1 protein-coding gene is annotated in these 1186 nt (G+C 75.0%); it reads left to right on the top strand.

Features of this window, described 5'->3' with window-relative positions; genetic code table 11:
- Positions 1-85 precede the first annotated feature (85 nt).
- Positions 86-1186, top strand: a 1101-nt coding sequence (locus KBX39_RS31595) for an ABC transporter ATP-binding protein (protein WP_210874078.1), incomplete at its 3' end; no start/stop codon positions are given.

Raw genomic sequence — 1186 nt, forward strand, 5'->3', positions numbered from 1 at the left:
CGGCGGCGCCGGCCCGCCCACGAGCGCCCGGCCGGGCCGGCGGCGCCCGCCCCTCGCTACCGGCAACCCCAGACAGGAATTCGGCATGACGTTGACCGAGAGCGCACCGGCGCCGGCCGACGAGGTGGTGCTGGAGGCCGTCGGCCTGACCAAGCACTTCCCCGTCCGCCGGCGGCTGCGTGACCTTCTCTCCCGGACCCCGGCGGTGGTGCACGCCGTCGACGACGTATCGATCGAGTTGCGCCGTGGCCGGGTGACCGCGCTGGTCGGCGAGTCCGGCTCCGGCAAGTCCACAGTCGCCCGGCTGCTGGCCCAGCTCTACCCGCGCACCGGCGGCGACATCCGGCTGCACGGCCGCTCGACCCGGGTACGCGGCGGACGCCGGTTCCGGGCGTACGTGCGGCGGGTGCAGTTGATCCTGCAGGACCCGTTCGCCTCGCTGAACCCGGTGCACACGGTCCGCTACCACCTGACCCGGTCGCTGCGCATCCACGGCAACGCCGGGACCGGGCCGGACGGGCTGGACAAGGCGCTGGCCGACCTGCTGACCCGGGTCAGCCTGACCCCGCCGGAGCGCTACCTCGACGCGTTCCCGCACGAGCTGTCCGGCGGGCAGCGCCAGCGCGTCGCGATCGCGCGGGCGCTCGGCGCCGACCCGGAGGTGCTGCTCGCCGACGAGCCGGTGTCGATGCTGGACGTGTCGATCCGCCTGGGCGTGCTCAACCTGCTGCAGGACCTCAAGGACCGGCTCGACCTGGCGATCCTCTACATCACCCACGACATCGCCTCGGCCCGCTACTTCGCCGACGAGACGATCGTCATGTACGCCGGGCGGATGGTCGAGGGCGGCGACAGCGAGACGGTCACCCAGCGGCCGGCGCACCCGTACACCCGGTTGCTGATCGAATCGGCGCCGGACCCGGAGCGGATCACCGGCGCGGGCGGCGACGGCGCGGCGGCGGGCGAGCGGGGCCACGGCGAGCCGCCGAGCCTGATCCGCCCGCCGGCCGGCTGCCGGTTCCACCCGCGCTGCCCGGCTGCCATGCCGCGCTGCGCCACCGACCTGCCGCCGCCGATCCCGGTCGACGACGCGCCCGGGCACTGGGCCGCGTGCTGGCTGTTCGACGCCGAGACCGTCACGGCGGAGAAGGCGGAGAACGCGGAGCAGGCCGGAACGGAGACGGCC

Origin of the sequence: Micromonospora sp. D75 (assembly GCF_018070405.1) — a bacterium.
Lineage (GTDB): Bacteria > Actinomycetota > Actinomycetes > Mycobacteriales > Micromonosporaceae > Micromonospora > Micromonospora chalcea.